The sequence below is a fragment of the Halomonas alkaliantarctica genome, from assembly GCF_029854215.1.
In the GTDB taxonomy this organism is placed as follows: domain Bacteria; phylum Pseudomonadota; class Gammaproteobacteria; order Pseudomonadales; family Halomonadaceae; genus Vreelandella; species Vreelandella alkaliantarctica_A.
Map to the genome: position 1 here is coordinate 1,745,171 of NZ_CP122961.1, position 16,166 is coordinate 1,761,336.

The window sequence follows — 16,166 nt, forward strand, 5'->3', positions numbered from 1 at the left end:
TGTGTTAGCTATTTGTGGCGGCGAGTCGCGCTGGCGCTATATCGCACGACGAGTCAATGCATGGTGGCGGAGGAGGCGGCAGAGGCTTTATCGGACGAACCTGCATGCTCCTCTTCGTCCTGTTTCTCTTGGGGCTCTTTTTCGAGTAGTTCTTCGAGCGCCTGGCGGCAGCGGATTTCAGCGCTCTCAAGCTCAAGCTGAACCATGGTGATGTCTTTCATTTGTTGATCTAGCGCTGCACGGCGCTCGCCTATTTTGCTAAGCATTAGATGCAGCTGCTTTTTACTGCCACTGCGGGTTTCGTCCCAGAGCTCGAATAGCTCGCGAATTTCAGCCAGCGAAAACCCCAGCCGCTTGCCGCGAATGGTTAACTTGAGCCGCACACGATCTTTGCTGCTATATACCCGGGTTTGACCGCGACGGGTGGGATGAAGCAACTCCTGATCTTCATAAAAGCGGATGCTGCGGGTGGTTAAATCAAACTCGCTGGCCAGTTCACTGATCGAGTAAGTTTTGCTCATAGTGACGTTCTCTCACAAAGTCGTTGTTCCCAATATATGACGCCCATGGAACACTGCCATCGAGGCTAAAACAAGTTTACGTTAACGTAAAGCAATAGTTGTTAGCGGTTGAAAAGCGTTGAAATAATCTAAGTAGCTGATATTTATGTTTTAGATGCGTTTGTTAATTCACGGAAAAATCATCAATAGACCAAAGTTGTAATTGTATTGCCATAGCTAGAGTTGCTAGTTTGCACATACACCTTACGTTCAGGTAAGGCGGCGGCAGGCGTTTCTGCGTTACCTGTAAAGCTTTAGCACAACAACAATAAGAGGCTTGCCACTCTATGAGTGCAAACGATGTCCTTCAGGGACCTGTCCTCGAAACCCGAGGGCTGACCAAAGAGTTTCGCGGCTTTACTGCTGTGGACGACGTCAATCTTCAGGTACAGGAAGGGCACATTCACGCACTGATTGGCCCCAATGGCGCTGGTAAAACCACGGTGTTTAATCTGCTGACCAAGTTTTTGCCGCCTACCCATGGCGACATTTTGTACCGCGGCAAGTCGATTACCAGTAAAAAATCCAACGAAATTGCCCAGTTAGGATTAGTGCGCTCATTTCAGATTTCTGCCGTCTTTGCTCATATGACGGCGTTGGAGAATGTGCGGGTAGCGCTACAGCGAAAACTGGGCACCTCGTTTCATTTCTGGAAGTCAGAGAAATCCCTGGACCACCTCAATGAGCGTGCGCTTGAACTACTGGAAGAAGTGGGGCTGCGTGAGTACGCCGATACGCTAACGGTAGAGATGCCCTACGGGCGTAAACGAGCGCTTGAACTGGCCACCACGCTAGCGCTTGATCCCACCATGATGCTGCTGGATGAGCCTACTCAAGGTATGGGCGCGGAAGACGTTGACCGCATCGTGGCGCTGATTAAGCGCGTATCCCAAGGACGTACTGTATTAATGGTGGAGCATAACCTAAGCGTTGTTAGCCGCCTGTGTGATCGCATCACCGTGTTGGCGCGAGGCGCTGTCTTGGCCGAGGGCGATTACGATGCTGTCTCTCGGAACCCATTGGTACGCGAAGCCTATATGGGCAGCGACGCCGCGGAAGAGGATGGTTCTGAAAAAGAGGGAGCTGCCGTATGAATATCGCTGAAGCCCAAGCGCCGGTTGAAAACACGCAAAGCCTGGAAATGCTGCGGGTGCAGGATCTACACGCCTTTTATGGCGAGTCGCACATCCTGCACGGCGTCAATTTTGATGTGAAGCGTGGCGAGCTGGTAACGCTGCTGGGGCGCAACGGCGCCGGGCGTAGCACTACATTGAAATCGATAATGAACATGGTGGGGCGCAGAACGGGTTCTATTGTGATTAACGGTAATGAAACACTGCGCATGAAGCCGCACCATATTCCGCGTCTAGGGGTGGGTTACTGCCCGGAAGAGCGCGGTATTTTTGCCAGCTTGGATGTGCATGAAAATCTCTTGTTGCCGCCAACGGTTCGCTCCGGCGGTATGAGTCTCGACGAAATCTACGCCATGTTTCCAAACCTCTATGAGCGGCGTAGAAGCCAGGGCACGCGGCTTTCCGGAGGGGAGCAGCAGATGCTAGCCATGGCGCGTATCTTGCGCACAGGAGCGCGAATGCTGCTGCTCGATGAAATCACTGAGGGGCTTGCCCCCGTCATTGTGCAGAAACTTGCCGAAGTGCTGGTTCAACTAAAAGAGCGCGGTATGACCATCGTGCTTGTGGAGCAGAACTTTCGCTTTGCGGCGCCGCTTGCGGATCGCCACTTCGTGATGGATCACGGTCAGATAGTCGAAGAAATCAGCGCCGCGCAGCTACCATCGCGCCGGGAACACCTCAACTCAATGCTAGGGGTATAGCGCACCGATAGACGCTCACCATCGCAAGAAAGCAATCGATGCTTAGTACGTCGTTATATAACAACTACACAACAACAAAGGCCTCAAGGGCCCGGAGACGAACATGACCTTTATGAAAAAAACGCTGACTGCCAGTATCGCCGTTGCGGCAGCTTCAAGCCTCGCTATTTCCACCGCCCAGGCGGATATGAGCGATGGTGAAGTCCGCATTGGTTACCTGGCCGATATGTCCGGTACTTATCGCGACCTCGCTGGCCCAGGCGGCTTGACCGCCATGGAGATGGCGGTAGCCGATTTTGGCGGCAGCGTAAATGGCGCGCCCATCGTTATTTCCAGTGCGGATGATCGCAATAGCGCTGACGTCGGCGCTAATACCGTGCGGGGCTGGATCGACCAGGACAACGTCGATATGGTGGGCGGTCTTGTCGCGTCTTCCGTGTCCATTGCGGTGACCAACGTGCTGGAAGAGAACAACGGCCTGGGTATCGTTTCCGGCTCGGCGGCTTCTAGTATTACCAACGAACACTGCACCCCAAACCATATTCACTGGGTGTACGACACCTATCCGCTCGCTAACGGTACCGCTAAAGCAGTCGTAGATCAGGGCGGCGATAGCTGGTTTATGCTGACCGCGGACTATGCTTTCGGCCACGCCCTGGAAGCCGATGTAACCAGCGTTGTCGAAGCTAATGGTGGTGAAATTGTGGGCGGCGTTCGTCATCCATTCCCGACTAACGACTTCTCGTCGTACATTCTCCAGGCGCAAGGTTCCGGCGCGAAAATTGTAGGCTTGGCGAATGCCGGTGCCGACACCGTTAACGCGATCACCACGGCCAGCCAGTTTGGCTTGACTCAATCCGGCCAGCAGCTAGCAGGTCTGTTGATTTTCTTGAATGACGTGCACGCCCTTGGTCTGGAAGCCACCCAGAACCTGCTGCTAACTACCGGTTGGTACTGGGATATGGATGAGCAGTCCCGCGAATGGGCGCAGCGCTACTTTGATGAAGTTGGCCGCATGCCGACCATGGTTCAAGCGGGCATTTACTCCAGCACCATGCACTACCTGAAAGCCGTTGAAGCCGCTGGCACCGACGACCCGGAAACGGTGCGCGCGCAAATGGCCGAGATGCCTATTGAAGACTTCTTTGCCCGCAACGGCTCCATTCGTGAAGATGGCCGCATGATCCACGATATGTACCTCGCCCAGGTGAAAACGCCGGATGAGTCCACCGGCGAGTGGGATCTTTACGAAATCCTCAGCACCATTCCCGCCGAAGAAGCCTACCGCCCGCTATCTGAAAGCCAGTGCAAATTGGTGCAAAACTGATTTCCAGGCTGGCTTGGAACCGATGGCAATCTCAAGTGACGTGTAGAACCGGTTGGCGGCAAGTTGCCGCCAACCGTTTGACGGCGAGGAGAGTCGTATCATGATGATGATATTCGGCGTGCCAATGGCCGTCTTCATGGGCCAGCTAACGCTGGGTCTTGTGAATGGCGCCTTTTACGCACTGCTTAGCCTGGGCCTGGCGGTCATCTTCGGTCTGTTGAAGATCGTCAACTTTGCCCATGGGGCGCAATACATGCTGGGAGCCTTCGCCGCGCTGTTAGGCTTTCGTTATTTGGGTATTAATTACTGGCTGGCGCTGTTTTTAGTGCCGCTAGTCGTCGGTGGTTTTGGTGTGCTGCTGGAGCGCTTCTTGCTGCGCCGTATTGCCCATTTAGACCACCTCTACGGGCTGTTGTTAACCTTTGGTTTAGCGCTGATTTTTGAGGGCACGCTGGTCAACTTCTTCGGTGTTTCAGGGGCGCGCTACGCTACGCCGGAAATTTTTCAGGGAGGTTTGAACCTGGGCTTTATGTTCCTACCCACTTACCGCGCCTGGGTGCTGGTGGCGGCGCTGGCGATGTGCCTGTTTACCTGGTTTATGATCGAGCGTACGCGGTTGGGGGCTTACCTGCGCGCGGGTACTGAAAACTCGCAGCTGATGCAGGCGTTTGGCGTTAATGTGCCGCTGCTGATAACGCTCACCTATGGGTTTGGGGTGGGTCTGGCAGCCTTTGCCGGTGTGTTGGCAGCGCCGCTCTATCCGGTATCGCCGACCATGGGTTCAAGCTTGCTGATCGTGGTGTTTGCAGTGGTAGTGATTGGCGGTATGGGCTCGATTCTAGGCGCTATTATTACCGGTCTCGGTATGGGCATTATCGAAGGGCTGACCAAGGTCTACTATCCGGAAGCCGCTAATACAGTGATCTTTCTTGTCATGATCCTCGTGCTCATGTTGCGCCCCGTTGGGCTGTTCGGTAAGGAGGCATAAGCATGACGGAATCTCAAACAATCGCGTCACCATCCGCGGTACTGGAACGCCAGAAGCGGGCGAAGTTTCGCCGCACCATGTTCTATCTGGCGCTGATTGTAGTGGGGCTGATAGCGCCGTTTTTAGCCTACCCCGTATTCCTAATGAAAGTGCTCTGTTTTGCGCTGTTTGCCTGTGCGTTTAACCTACTGCTTGGCTATGCGGGTCTGTTGTCTTTCGGCCATGCGGCATTCTTGGCCACCGGTGGCTACGTCACCGGCTACCTGTTGGCAAGCTACCCAGGATTAACCCCGGAGCTGGGCATTATCGCCGGTACTTTGCTAGCAACCCTGCTAGGGGTGCTGTTTGGGGTGCTTTCCATTCGTCGGCAGGGCATCTATTTTGCCATGGTGACGCTGGCGATCGCCCAACTGGTCTACTTCATGTTTGTGCAGTCGCCGTTTACCGGCGGTGAAGATGGCTTGCATGGCGTGCCCCGCGGCGAGCTGTTTGGTTTTATCAGCCTCAGTAGCAACCTAGCGATGTACTACTTCGTGTTCGCGATTTTTATCTTTGGCTTCGCGCTTATCCAGCGCACGGTGCACTCGCCGTTTGGCCAAGTGCTAAAAGCGATTCGTGAAAACGAGCCCCGCGCGGTATCGCTGGGCTACAACGCCGATGCTTACAAACTTGTGGCGTTTGTCATCTCTGCAGGTTTAGCAGGCTTGGCAGGTTCGACCAAGACAGTGGTCTTCCAGCTGGCCTCGCTGACCGATGCGCATTGGCACATGTCGGGTGAGGTGATTTTGATGACCCTGCTGGGCGGCGTGGGCACCTTACTGGGTCCTTTAATGGGCGCAGGTATTGTCGTCAGCCTGCAGCACATCCTGGCGCAGTCGCCGCTGGGGAATTGGGTAAGCGTTATCCTTGGCATCATTTTTGTGGTCTGTGTAATCAGTTTCCGTAGCGGCATAGTCGGTGAGCTGGACAAGATGTATCGCAAAAACTTTAAGTAAACGCTTTCTATAGCAGCACTCTCTCTGTCCCGTACTTATAAATACTTTCTGTTGGGCGCCGTTTGGCGCCCTTTTTTCCATCTAACCGTTGAACACCTACACCTAAGGTCGCAAGCACTAGCTGGTTGCTTGTGGTCGGGTAAATAGATAAGTTAACGTAAACGTCAATTACAACGACAACAGCCAGTGTGTACGCACATTTGCGGAGATACGCCATGAATTTTGAGCTCAATGAAGACCAAGTCGCCTTTGCCGATATGGCGCGGGCGTTTGCCCAAAATGAGCTAGAGCCCCACGCCGCCGAGTGGGATCAAACCTCGTTTTTCCCTGTGGATGTGATTCGCAAAGCGGGTGAACTGGGCTTCTGTTCGCTTTATGCGCCGGAAAGCGTGGGCGGGTTGGGTCTTTCGCGGTTGGATGCCAGCATCATTTTCGAGCAGCTCTCCATGGGCTGCACCTCTACTACCGCCTATCTGACCATTCACAACATGGTCACCTGGATGCTGGCAGACTTTGGCACGCCGGAAGCGGTAGAGCAGTGGGGCGCAAGATTGGCCACCGGCGAGCTGCTGGGCTCTTACTGTTTAACCGAACCCAACTCGGGCTCTGATGCCGCCTCGCTTAAAACCACCGCCAAGCGCGATGGCGACGACTATGTCATCAATGGCAGCAAAATGTTTATATCCGGCGCTGGCAGCACCGATTTTCTGGTGGTAATGGCGCGCACTGGTGGAGAGGGTGCCAGCGGCGTCTCGGCGTTTGCAGTGGATGCCAAGAGTGACGGTATCAGCTACGGGCGTAAGGAAGAGAAGATGGGCTGGAACAGTCAGCCAACCCGCATGATCACCTTTGAAGACGTTCGGGTACCCGCCAATCATCTATTAGGCAACGAGGGCGACGGTTTTAAAATCGCCATGAAGGGCCTCGACGGTGGGCGGATCAACATTGCTACCTGCTCTATCGGCACCGCCCAACAGGCGATCAACAAAGCGCGCGAATATATGCTCGAGCGTAAACAGTTTGGTAAACGCTTAGCCGAGTTTCAGGCGCTGCAATTCCGCTTGGCCGATATGGTCACCGAGTTGGTCGCTGCACGGCAGCTGGTGCGTATGGCCGCAACCAAGCTGGATGCAGGCCACGCCGACGCACCCACCTACTGTGCCATGGCCAAACGCTTTGCAACCGATGTGGGCTTCAAGGTGTGCGACGAAGCGCTTCAACTTTACGGCGGCAACGGCTATATCAAGGAGTACCCCATGGAGCGCTATGTGCGCGATACCCGGGTACACCGGATACTGGAAGGTACCAATGAAATCATGCGGCTGATCATCTCCCGCCGGGTACTGGCAGATGGCGCCACCGAGCTGTAAGCGAATAAGGAATACCAATGAGCAGCGTACTGTTTACAGAACACCCCACCCAAGATGGCCACGTTATTGCCGAGGTTAAGCTCAATGCCGAGCGCTCGCTCAACGCCTTGACGCTTGAAATGTGTGAAGAGATGTTGCCCCGCTTGCGCGCTTGGGCCACCGACGAGCGGGTGGTGGCGGTTGTGCTGGATAGCGCAGGCGAAAAAGCCTTTTGTGCCGGTGGCGACGTGGTGAATCTGTATAAAACGATTACCGGCGAGGGCGACCCCAGCTTTCCGGAGCGCTTTTTCGAAACCGAGTATCGGCTCGATTTCCTCTTGCACACCTACCCCAAGCCGGTGATCTGCTGGGGCAATGGCATTGTGATGGGCGGCGGCATGGGGCTGTTAAGCGCCAGCAGCCACCGCGTTGTGACCGAAACTTCGCGGCTGGCAATGCCCGAAGTCACTATCGGCCTCTACCCAGATGTGGGCGCCAGCTGGTTTTTGAACCGCCTGCCCAACGGCGCGGGGCGCTTTTTAGCCATGACCGGCTGCCAGATCAATGCGCCAGATGCCGTACACCTTGGCCTGGCTGACCGCTGTATCGCCAGCCACCACCGTGATGCCCTGTTGCAGCAGCTGACTGACGCACACTGGGGCGCCGGTGATAACACCGATGCCAACGGTGTGGTTAATCGCATCATGCGTGAGCTTGAGCAAACTTCGCAGCCTGTATTCGCCGAGTTGGAAGCGCCCGTTTACCAGCACTCACCATTGATTCGTGAGTTGATGGATCACGACAGCGTGGAGCAGATTGTCGCCGCTATTACGGCGGTAAAAAGCGACAATAAGTGGTTTAGCAAAGCGCAGAAAACGCTCGCCCACGGCAGCCCGGTGTCGGTCAAATTGATCGATGAGCAGCTAAAGCGCGCTAAACATATGTCGCTGGCGGAAGTGTTCCAGTCCGAAATGGCGCTGTCAGTACAGTGCTGCCGCCACCGCGAGTTTCCCGAAGGCGTACGTGCGCTGTTGGTTGATAAAGATGGTCAGCCAGCGTGGACTTACCCGGATGTGGCCTCGGTGGAAGAGAGTTTTATCAACGAACTGTTGTCCTCTCCCTGGTCGCAAAATCCTCTCTCGGATCTGCGCTAACTTAATTTTCCAAACACGCTAACAAGGACAATAAAGATGACGACTGTAGCTTTTATCGGTTTAGGTAATATGGGTGGCCCAATGGCCGCCAACTTAGCAAAAGCGGGTTTTAACGTTCGCGCCTTTGATCTTTCTGAAGAGGCACTGGAGACCGCCAAATCCAATGGCTGCGAAGTGGCTTTTTCCGCCCAAGAAGCCGCCACCGGTGCGGATTATGTCATCTCCATGTTACCAGCAGGTAAGCACGTGCGCGGGCTCTACGTAGAGGGTGATACACCGCTTTTTGAAGTGATCAAAAAAAGTGCGTTGGTGATCGACTGCTCCACCATTGATGCCGACACCGCGCGTAGCGTTGCCGCTGAAGGCGAGAAGCTGGGTATCGGCTTCGTGGATGCACCGGTTTCCGGCGGGGTTGGCGGCGCCCAGGCGGGCACGCTGACGTTTATCGTCGGCGGCTCAGAAGCCCAGTTCGAACAGGCCAGGCTGGTGCTGGACGTAATGGGCAAAAATATCTTTCACGCCGGTGACCACGGCGCGGGGCAGGTAGCCAAGGTATGCAACAACATGCTGCTGTCTATTTTGATGGCGGGCACCTGCGAAGCGATCAATATGGGCGTCAAAAATGGCCTGGACCCCGCGGTGCTGTCTGAAATCATGAAGCAGAGCTCCGGCGGTAACTGGGCGTTGAATGTGTACAACCCCTACCCAGGCGTAATGGAAAATGCACCGGCCTCCAAAGATTATCAGGGTGGTTTCCAAGTCGACCTGATGATCAAAGACCTTGGCCTTGCCATGGATGTCAGCCAGCAAAGCGCCTCCGCGGTACCCATGGGCTCAGCCGCTCGCTCACTGTTCACCCTGCATAAAGCCAAAGGCAACGGTAAACTCGACTTCTCAAGCCTGATGCAATTTTACCAGGATAAAGAGGGTTAGTCGTAAATGGTAAATGGAGAGAATTGAAAGGATTTTGTAGAGCGTGGTAATGCGTTTCGCGATAGGGCGGTTCCGCCGCCCTAGCTTGTCTCTGACTATAAGGGCGGGCAAACTCAACTTCCTCTCTGTGCGCAAACAAAAGGATTACCATGATTACGCTTTGGGGCCGCAACAACTCCACCAACGTCAAAAAAGTGCGCTGGGCGCTAGAAGAGCTGGAACTGCCTTTTGAGCAAATCCAGGCCGGTCTTCAGCACGGGGTTAACAACACTCCGGACTACCTGGCCATGAACCCCAATGGCCTGGTGCCGCTACTTAAAGACGATGCCACTGATAGTCTATTGTGGGAGTCCAACGCCATTATTCGCTACTTGGCCGCCCAGTATGGCCAGAGCAAACTATGGATTGAAGAACCCGCCAAGCGCGCGCAAATGGAAAAGTGGATGGAGTGGGCCAACAGTACACTGACACCAAATCATCGCAAAATATTGATGGGGTTTGTCAGAACACCGCCCGAAAAGCGCGATAACGCCGCCATCGAAGCAGCGGTTAAAGAGAGCGAAGCACTCTTTGCAATAATGGATAACGCGCTGGCAGATCAGGCCTGGTTTTCCGGCGAGGCCTTTGGGCTGGCCGACATCGCCCTCGCGCCTTTCGTTTACAACATGCTCAACAGCGGCCTAACCTGGCAAACCCATTCCAACCTGGAACGCTGGTACCAACAGCTTACCGAAATACCCAGCTTCCAAAAGGTCGTGATGATCCCGGTGACTTAACGGTTAAAACTCTCTTCCAACGTCGCTAGCTCATCATCCAGCCCCCGCAGCTCCTCGCACGCTAACCCGTGGCGCTGGGCGCTCTCAATCAATGGCCCTAAAATCGCCCCGCGCTCGGTGGGGCGTCTGGCCTCCACGTCCTGCAACATCGAGGCCTTGTTGTTCGCGGTGTTCTCCACTACTTGCCAAACCAACGCCAGCCATGCTTCTTCTCCCTGACCGATGTTGGGTGGCGTAATACCCTCGGCAAGCATAATCGCTGCAACTTCCTTTACCACGGCTATCACACGCCCCGCATAAGCTTCACCGCGTAGCTCACCATTACGAACGCCATGTAACGCCACCAGTGGGTTAATCGCCGCGTTCACCGCCAGCTTTTGCCACAGGCGTTGGCGAATATCAGCCACCTGGGTGGCGGCAAGCCCAGCTTGGGTTAATGTCTGCGCCAGTGCTTCTGCCAACTCGTCGTGCTGGTTATTCAAATCGCCGACAAAGGTATGTCCGCGCCCGGCATGTACCACGCTATCATCACCGCTTAGGTAAGCCCCATCAGTCGTTGTTGCGCATAACACCGGCCCTGGCCACGTCTGGGTAATACGCGGCTGCGCCAAAAAACCGTTTTGCCACAGCACCAGCGGAGTAGAGGAGGGAATCGCGTTAGCAATACCTTCAAGCGCCGCCTCAGCGGCCATTGCTTTAGTGGTGATATGCAAAAAGGCAGGGGGCTCATGCGTTTCAGAAGCCAGTTGGGCAACTGTAAGTATATTAAGAAACTGCGCCCGCAGTTCACCTTCGGGCGTGGTGAGTGCTTGCCGCTCTGGTAGCGCTCGGCGACCTATTAGCGTGGTGGCTGCTAGGGGTGAGAGCGAATGGGCCAATAGGCGGCCAATGGCACCAGGGCCGAGTATCCAATGGGAAGCCATCATTGAGTGCGTTACTCCTCAGTGGTATTGGCACCAAGCATACCGTGTTCACTTATGCTGGGTAAGATGACAAAGGCCAGTAGAACGCTTTGCTACTTTGCTGTCTCGCAAAAAAGGGAGGTATGCTTTTTTTCTAAAAGTGAGCCTGCATTAAAACTGAAAGGCTAAAGCGGAAAGTAAAAGTTTAAAGTTGCTATAGGTGATGAAGTTGTTCGCTTATTAACATCGGTGCCTAGACAATGTCGAGTTTTCGATATTAGGCTTGGCAGGGCACCGTAGTACTTGATTAGCTAGGCGTTGATTAATTTCCTAGCACATTGGTCTCGCTTTTCTTTGTTGATTTTGCAGCTTTCTTTTCTTTTGCCGTTAAAAGTGGTTTCTTCTTGGTATTCTTTTTACTGTCTTGCCCTTTGCTCATGATATTTACCTTTATTAATCCACAGATTGACCAAAATGGAGCTGCATAAAGCCAGCTTTTGAGAGTTGATATTAGCGCACAAATCGTCACTGCGCATTGTTATAATGATTACCCTACTAAAAATAAATGAAAGAAATTGTTGAACCGGAAAGTTACCCGGCCACATCAGAAATGCTGATCGATAAAGTTCGATTCTGCGCATAAAAAAGTCTGGACATAAATTGCTTTCAAGTAAGAGTAGGTTGTTGATTTTCCAAATGAATAATCACTTTTTTCTCATAGCCAAATGTTAGTGAATCTCAACCGAAAAGTAGTGCATAAGGTTTAGAGCTATTTCATGAGCATGGTATGAGCAATTCGAATATTTTGCGTGGTAAGCAGTAGTGCCGAAAGCGAATACGCAGGCAAGCGGCCAATGGCGCCAGGGGCGGTAATCCAGTGTGAGGCCATTATGAGCGTTTTGATCTTGGTGATGGCAAAAAAACAGAATGATAGAAACCTTATTAAACGGCTAGTGGAATACTCCACCCTTCGTAAAGCTTATGCTAACTTAGCGTTAACCACTTGCTAGGAAGCGCCCCATGTCTATTGAAATCTGGTTTGCCTTTGCTCTCGCATCCGTGGCCTTGCTCGCGATTCCTGGGCCGACGATATTAACCGTGGTCAGCTACTCCATTGCCCAGGGTAGGCGCGCCAATATTCCGCTTGTCGCTGCGGTGGCCTTGGGTGATTCAACGGCTCTGCTTTTTTCATTACTTGGCCTGGGGGCGGTGTTAGCTACCTCGGCCTTTTGGTTCACGGTTATCAAATGGATAGGCGGTTTATACCTGCTCTATATGGGCATAAAGCTGTTGCGTGCTGGCATATCGTCGGTGCAGCCGGTCACACCGGCCGTATCAGGTTCTCGCTGGAAGCTCTTCACCAATACCTACCTCGTTACAGCGCTCAACCCGAAGGGCATTATCTTCTTCGTCGCTTTTTTACCGCAATTCGTCAGCCCGAACGCCGATGCAGGGCAGCAGCTGTGGATTCTTGCCGTCACGTTCGTGGCCTTGGCAACGCTGAATGCCACTCTCTACGCCGTGTTCGCGTCATCGGTGCGCAAGATGCTTACATCGCGGCGTGCCCAGCGACGCTTTAACTTGGTTGGCGGGACGTTACTCTCTTCAGCGGGTGTCTGGGCACTACTGGCTAAGCGGCCCGTGTAAGCAAAAGCCGGTAAATTTGATTATGAGAACGTTGTTCGTATCGGGAGACAACTGTGAGTGAACCCCTTCAAAAGCTGCTGACGGAACTGGAGCACTTTGGCCAACAAAACGATGCCGCCATTTCTGAACGCCCACGAAGAGTGCTGAATATCACCCGTGATACGGGGGAGTTTCTATCGGTGCTTGTTCAAGCAACCAACGCGCAGCGAGTGCTGGAAATTGGCACCTCGAACGGCTACTCCACCTTGTTGCTAGCCCAGGCGGCGCAGTTGATTGGTGGGCACGTTACTACGGTTGAACTTTCCGAATACAAGCTTGAGATGGCCGCGTGGAATTTTGAGCGCTCGGGCCTCTCTGATGTCATCACCCAGCATCGAGGGGAGGCGGGTGGTCTGCTTGAGAGGCTGGACGACGCCTGTTTTGATCTGGTCTTTTTAGACTCGAAACGCTCTGATTATGTGCACTGGTGGCCGAATATCCAGCGCGTTTTACGGGTAGGCGGGCTTCTTGTGGTGGATAACGCCACTTCCCATGCGGATGAAATGGCTGCCTTTATAGCGCTGGTATCGGACGATCCCAATTTCACCACCTGCACCGTTCCCGTCGGTAATGGCGAGTTTCTAGCAACGCGAGCCGGGGATTGAAGGGCTGCCACCCTCACGGTTTGGCTTAGCCAGAAGGCACACTAGCTGCCCCTTAAGCGGTGGCTGAATTCGCTGCTCGATAAACGTAACTCATCAGAACATAAACGGAAATAACCATGATCAGAGATGCCGTAAAGGGCGATTCAGAAGCCATAGCGCATATTTATAATAACTACATTGAAAATACCGCTATCTCATTCGAAGAAACGCCAGTATCAGGTAGCGATATCGAGCGTAGGCTAGAGAGTGTTCAGGGAGCGGGTTTACCCTGGATGGTGGCAATGGAAGATGATGCTGTGGTGGGTTATGCCTACGCGACTAAATGGAAGGAGAGAAGCGCCTACCGATTTTCAGTCGAAGCCAGCGTTTATCTTTCCAACCAGATGCGCGGTAGGGGCTTAGGCGCAAAACTGTATGAAACTATCTTTGCCAAGCTCAAAGAGGGCGGGATTCATACGGTGATTGGCGGCATTACGCTTCCCAATCCCGCCAGTGTCGCACTTCATGAAAAAATGGGCATGAGAAAAGTAGCCCATTTTGAAAAGGTAGGCTTCAAGTTCGACCAGTGGCATGACGTAGGCTACTGGCAGCTAAACTTGAATAGCTGATCGTAACTCACGCCTGTCTATGGGGCTCTCAAACATCGGCTCTGAAAACACCCCGCGTTCCCAGCCCGACTTGTGCGTTGGGGGCAATGGTGAGAAAGCCGTTTTCTGGGCGACTAATTACTAATGACGGCAGTCAGCATAGTCTGGTAGCGTTGAGGCTAAGAAAATTTGGCCAATTACATGCTGATTGAATAAGACTAAACGCAGTCTATTACTGCTATGAGGCGCCTTGCTAGGAGCCCGCTTTCGACCTAAAGCGGCCCTTCCGGCGAAAGCGGCATGCTGTTTCAGATGTTATACAGCCAGCACAATAATCTATGCTATGCTGACTTTTTATACTTAATTTATTTTAATTTCAATGGGATAGATCATGAATAAAGGGCTGTATAACCTGAATGAACGCGCCGGCGGGTTCATTCAGGTTATGTAGAGGGGGGTATAATCATGGTTATATTCATTAAACAGAGTCATATATGTCCATTCTAGATTTTAAAGAGATTCCAATGCCTCATAAAAGTGGAGGAGAGCAAAATAAGTTTGAATTATTCGCCAGAGACTTTTTGAAGTAATTGGGTATGAAATTCACTCAACTCCTGGAAGAGGTGCTGACGGAGATAAAGATTTAATTTTTAATCGAGACTCGAAAAGGTATTGCTAATAATACAGAAGTTAGATGGTTAGTGAGCTGTAAGCATAAAGCACACCCATGTTCATCTGTGTCAAAAACTAATGAACCTGAAATATCTGATTCATTGAGAGCACACAAATGTACAGGATTCATAGGCTTTTACTCTACGCTACCATCATCAGGTCTAGTTACAAAAGTTGAAAGCATTCAAGAAATCGAACATCAGTTTTTGACTCGTCAAAAATAGAGCAAGCTCTACTGACGAATCCTAAATGTCTCGATTTAGCAAAGAGATATTTTCCCGAATCATTCAAAAGTTGGGCAGATGAAAATCCAAAGCCCGCACAAATTTTTTCAGATCATGAATCATTTAAGTGCCACCTTTGTAATTCTGTTTTGGATTTTGATAATCGAAGAATTGTTACTTCATGGGGGAAGTATGAAGAAACAGATGAAGGTTTAGTTAAGAAAATTAGAAATCAATATGTGTGTTGTGGTGGTGATTGTGACCGCACTTTATCCAAACGTTTTTTCACTGATGGATATGTAGACGCTTGGGCTGAACTTAGAGACTACTTTACTCCCACCTTGTATTTGAAAGCGGTTATGGCCTTTTGTAACGAACTGAATGACCCTAAAATCCAATATAGTGAAGAGATATTCGACCAAGAAAAAGAGATTTTAATTAAAGCTTATCCTTATGTGTGTCGTAATTTAACTCAACGCGAAGTGGAAAATGTAAGGAGTTTGGCAATGTTGCCCCAATTCTTGGGAGGGCTAGGCTAACGTGAATATAACAAGTCGTTTAAAAGGACAAAAAATAGTTGGCTTTTGCTCCTTAGTCGATAATTTTAGCCAACAATTTTTTGCCTCTTAATGTGGCGTTAGGTTTGCAGTAGGCTGATGACAGGCGAAGGTTCTCTGAGGTGCATGTCGCGCAGAGTGTGCACGAACCGCAGACGCTGAGGATGGCGCTTCAGATTCCCGGCTTCATGTCGCGGGGCTGTTCTCAAAGGTAAACGGCGGCTAGACTTTGAAACTCCGGTACGAATATTCGAGGGCGGAATTGTATACTCAAGGTTTATCGAAAATAGCTTATTCAAAACATCCGGCTCAAACCCTGAATGCGATCATCCTTAAAGCCACTTGTAGAAACGAGCCCCTCTTAAACAATTTGGCTGAAGTCAGCTTGAAAACTAGATTGAACTGTAGGTTTCAAGCAGGCGCACTGCGACTATACAAAGCTAATTGAGGCACTAACCAAAAATTAGGATGAAGTGTACTTTCTTTCGGTTGGCAATATTAATGACAACCAATCTTGTCGTTACTAAAGAGAAACACTTGCTAATTTTTCGTATCGGAAGATGCACTCCATCTCGCAAGTACCATTTGCAGGCAGTCCTGCGACACCAATGGCGGTACGAACGAACTGGCAATCGCTCCCTAAGACTTCTTCGCATAGGGTCGAAGCAGCATCCAGGGCTCTCGAGTGCGCTGTAAATGCGTCCGAAGCATTCAGAAAACCTCGCATCTGTAATAGCCCTACGATTCTACCTCGCTCGGGAAGGACCGAAGCCGCCGCGACTAGGCAGCGACCGGCGCATAATTCTGCTGCCCGTATCGCGCTGGCGATTTCTTTATCATCGACTAGGCGTCCGCTCAATACTCCACCGTCAAATCGCGACAGCTGTCCAGCAGTATAGATAAGGTCGCCGGAAATTTGTGCTGGCATGTAGCGTCCCTGAGCAACTGGCACACACATGTCGTATCCTAGCTCTCTTAGTCGTTGTATCATCTGTTCGCGTGACACTTTCATATTTG

General features: G+C 52.0%; 16 protein-coding genes. 13 read left to right on the plus strand and 3 right to left on the minus strand.

Going from position 1 to position 16,166, the window contains the following annotated elements; all coding sequences use genetic code 11:
* Positions 1–53: 53 nt before the first annotated feature.
* Positions 54–521 carry a MerR family transcriptional regulator gene (locus QEN58_RS07875; protein WP_280106556.1) on the minus strand — a complete coding sequence of 156 codons (468 nt, stop codon included), beginning with the start codon at positions 519–521 and terminating at the stop codon, positions 54–56.
* Between the two features lie 326 nt (positions 522–847).
* Between QEN58_RS07875 and QEN58_RS07880 the strand changes: the two genes are divergently transcribed.
* From QEN58_RS07880 to QEN58_RS07920, 9 genes are all read left to right on the plus strand, one after another.
* Positions 848–1,654: an ABC transporter ATP-binding protein gene (locus tag QEN58_RS07880; RefSeq protein ID WP_071692939.1), complete on the plus strand. Its 807-nt coding sequence runs from the start codon at positions 848–850 to the stop codon at positions 1,652–1,654.
* A complete protein-coding gene (locus tag QEN58_RS07885) occupies positions 1,651–2,394 on the plus strand; it encodes an ABC transporter ATP-binding protein (RefSeq protein WP_280106557.1) in 744 nt (247 codons plus the stop codon). Before QEN58_RS07880 ends, QEN58_RS07885 begins: the two co-directional genes overlap by 4 nt.
* A 103-nt stretch (positions 2,395–2,497) precedes the next feature.
* A complete protein-coding gene (locus QEN58_RS07890) occupies positions 2,498–3,721 on the plus strand; it encodes an ABC transporter substrate-binding protein (RefSeq protein ID WP_280106558.1) in 1,224 nt (407 codons plus the stop codon).
* Positions 3,722–3,821: 100 nt separating this feature from the next.
* Positions 3,822–4,709, plus strand: coding sequence for a branched-chain amino acid ABC transporter permease (locus tag QEN58_RS07895; RefSeq protein WP_280106559.1), 888 nt, complete (start codon positions 3,822–3,824; stop codon positions 4,707–4,709).
* Between the two features lie 2 nt (positions 4,710–4,711).
* Positions 4,712–5,704 (plus strand): branched-chain amino acid ABC transporter permease, encoded by a 993-nt coding sequence (locus QEN58_RS07900; RefSeq protein WP_280106560.1) that lies wholly within the window; start codon positions 4,712–4,714, stop codon positions 5,702–5,704.
* 215 nt (positions 5,705–5,919) lie between these two features.
* Positions 5,920–7,074 carry an acyl-CoA dehydrogenase family protein gene (locus QEN58_RS07905; RefSeq protein WP_280106561.1) on the plus strand — a complete coding sequence of 385 codons (1,155 nt, stop codon included), beginning with the start codon at positions 5,920–5,922 and terminating at the stop codon, positions 7,072–7,074.
* 17 nt (positions 7,075–7,091) lie between these two features.
* Complete coding sequence (locus QEN58_RS07910) at positions 7,092–8,207, plus strand: enoyl-CoA hydratase/isomerase family protein (RefSeq protein ID WP_280106562.1); 1,116 nt, start codon at positions 7,092–7,094, stop codon at positions 8,205–8,207.
* A 30-nt stretch (positions 8,208–8,237) separates the two neighbouring features.
* Positions 8,238–9,140: a 3-hydroxyisobutyrate dehydrogenase gene (mmsB, locus tag QEN58_RS07915; protein ID WP_280106914.1), complete on the plus strand. Its 903-nt coding sequence runs from the start codon at positions 8,238–8,240 to the stop codon at positions 9,138–9,140.
* A 149-nt stretch (positions 9,141–9,289) separates the two neighbouring features.
* Positions 9,290–9,916: a glutathione S-transferase family protein gene (locus tag QEN58_RS07920; RefSeq protein WP_280106563.1), complete on the plus strand. Its 627-nt coding sequence runs from the start codon at positions 9,290–9,292 to the stop codon at positions 9,914–9,916.
* Here QEN58_RS07920 and QEN58_RS07925 read toward each other — a convergent pair.
* Positions 9,913–10,839, minus strand: coding sequence for a ketopantoate reductase family protein (locus QEN58_RS07925; protein WP_280106915.1), 927 nt, complete (start codon positions 10,837–10,839; stop codon positions 9,913–9,915). The genes QEN58_RS07920 and QEN58_RS07925 overlap by 4 nt on opposite strands.
* 999 nt (positions 10,840–11,838) lie before the next feature.
* Here QEN58_RS07925 and QEN58_RS07930 point away from each other — a divergent pair.
* The 4 genes from QEN58_RS07930 (at position 11,839) to QEN58_RS07945 (ending at position 15,131) form a co-directional block, all read left to right on the plus strand.
* On the plus strand, positions 11,839–12,465 hold the full coding sequence (locus QEN58_RS07930; protein WP_280106564.1) for a LysE family translocator: 627 nt from the start codon (positions 11,839–11,841) through the stop codon (positions 12,463–12,465).
* A gap of 53 nt (positions 12,466–12,518) precedes the next feature.
* Positions 12,519–13,109: an O-methyltransferase gene (locus tag QEN58_RS07935; protein WP_280106565.1), complete on the plus strand. Its 591-nt coding sequence runs from the start codon at positions 12,519–12,521 to the stop codon at positions 13,107–13,109.
* Positions 13,110–13,225: 116 nt separating this feature from the next.
* On the plus strand, positions 13,226–13,717 hold the full coding sequence (locus tag QEN58_RS07940) for an arsinothricin resistance N-acetyltransferase ArsN1 family B (protein WP_280106566.1): 492 nt from the start codon (positions 13,226–13,228) through the stop codon (positions 13,715–13,717).
* 1,024 nt (positions 13,718–14,741) lie between these two features.
* A complete protein-coding gene (locus tag QEN58_RS07945) occupies positions 14,742–15,131 on the plus strand; it encodes a hypothetical protein (RefSeq protein ID WP_280106567.1) in 390 nt (129 codons plus the stop codon).
* A gap of 541 nt (positions 15,132–15,672) precedes the next feature.
* On the opposite strand, the gene QEN58_RS19485 is transcribed toward QEN58_RS07945, so the two are convergent.
* On the minus strand, positions 15,673–16,161 hold the full coding sequence (locus QEN58_RS19485; RefSeq protein ID WP_425270311.1) for a RidA family protein: 489 nt from the start codon (positions 16,159–16,161) through the stop codon (positions 15,673–15,675).
* Positions 16,162–16,166 lie beyond the last annotated feature (5 nt).

Coding starts and splice junctions, on each gene's coding strand:
- QEN58_RS07930 (WP_280106564.1), top strand. CDS start 11,839: ATGTCTATTGAAATCTGGTTTGCCTTTGCTCTCGCATCCGTGGCCTTG.
- QEN58_RS07895 (WP_280106559.1), top strand. CDS start 3,822: ATGATGATGATATTCGGCGTGCCAATGGCCGTCTTCATGGGCCAGCTA.
- QEN58_RS07940 (WP_280106566.1), top strand. CDS start 13,226: ATGATCAGAGATGCCGTAAAGGGCGATTCAGAAGCCATAGCGCATATT.
- QEN58_RS07920 (WP_280106563.1), top strand. CDS start 9,290: ATGATTACGCTTTGGGGCCGCAACAACTCCACCAACGTCAAAAAAGTG.
- QEN58_RS07905 (WP_280106561.1), top strand. CDS start 5,920: ATGAATTTTGAGCTCAATGAAGACCAAGTCGCCTTTGCCGATATGGCG.
- QEN58_RS07880 (WP_071692939.1), top strand. CDS start 848: ATGAGTGCAAACGATGTCCTTCAGGGACCTGTCCTCGAAACCCGAGGG.
- QEN58_RS07885 (WP_280106557.1), top strand. CDS start 1,651: ATGAATATCGCTGAAGCCCAAGCGCCGGTTGAAAACACGCAAAGCCTG.
- QEN58_RS07875 (WP_280106556.1), bottom strand. CDS start 521: ATGAGCAAAACTTACTCGATCAGTGAACTGGCCAGCGAGTTTGATTTA.
- QEN58_RS07900 (WP_280106560.1), top strand. CDS start 4,712: ATGACGGAATCTCAAACAATCGCGTCACCATCCGCGGTACTGGAACGC.
- QEN58_RS07910 (WP_280106562.1), top strand. CDS start 7,092: ATGAGCAGCGTACTGTTTACAGAACACCCCACCCAAGATGGCCACGTT.
- QEN58_RS19485 (WP_425270311.1), bottom strand. CDS start 16,161: ATGAAAGTGTCACGCGAACAGATGATACAACGACTAAGAGAGCTAGGA.
- QEN58_RS07890 (WP_280106558.1), top strand. CDS start 2,498: ATGACCTTTATGAAAAAAACGCTGACTGCCAGTATCGCCGTTGCGGCA.
- QEN58_RS07925 (WP_280106915.1), bottom strand. CDS start 10,839: ATGGCTTCCCATTGGATACTCGGCCCTGGTGCCATTGGCCGCCTATTG.